Source organism: Paenibacillus sp. VTT E-133291, from assembly GCF_002264395.1.
GTDB classification, from domain to species: Bacteria; Bacillota; Bacilli; order Paenibacillales; family Paenibacillaceae; genus Paenibacillus_AQ; species Paenibacillus_AQ nitricinens.
This window is the reverse complement of the sequence record NZ_NFVA01000249.1, coordinates 1-381: the sequence shown is the minus strand read 5'-3', so window position 1 is coordinate 381 and position 381 is coordinate 1. Positions and strand designations below refer to the sequence as shown.

Genomic DNA, 381 nt, shown 5'->3' with positions numbered 1-381 from the left:
TCGCCCATATTTACGCAGCATCCTTTCCGTTAATACTCGATTTAATTTCGTGAACGTCTTGCGCCAGCCCTTCGTATTGACCCGCGAGCGCTTCGAACCGCGCGGTTAACCCCTCCGCTAAGCGCATCAAGCGATCCTCACGCGCGAGGGACTCCGTGTGCATCCGCTCGCGTTCCGTTTTGGCTTCCGTACTTATGCGTTCTTCACGCGCGCGAGCTTCGTCGGACATTCGGCGCATCTCTTTCCATAGAGTCCACGCGATAACTGCGGCTGCTACCGCAAATATTCCATTCTTAGCGACTTCCGCCCAAAGTGTTCCGTCCATTACGAAGCCGCCTCCGTTTCAGACGTGAGATAATCCGCAAGTGCGCGGCCGATCTC

At 55.9% G+C, this 381-nt stretch carries 1 protein-coding gene; it reads right to left on the bottom strand.

What is annotated here, in order from left to right:
* Positions 1 to 10: 10 nt before the first annotated feature.
* Positions 11 to 325 carry an SPFH domain-containing protein gene (locus tag CA598_RS31795; protein ID WP_076106528.1) on the bottom strand — a complete coding sequence of 105 codons (315 nt, stop codon included), beginning with the start codon at positions 323 to 325 and terminating at the stop codon, positions 11 to 13.
* Between the last annotated feature and the right edge of the window lie 56 nt (positions 326 to 381).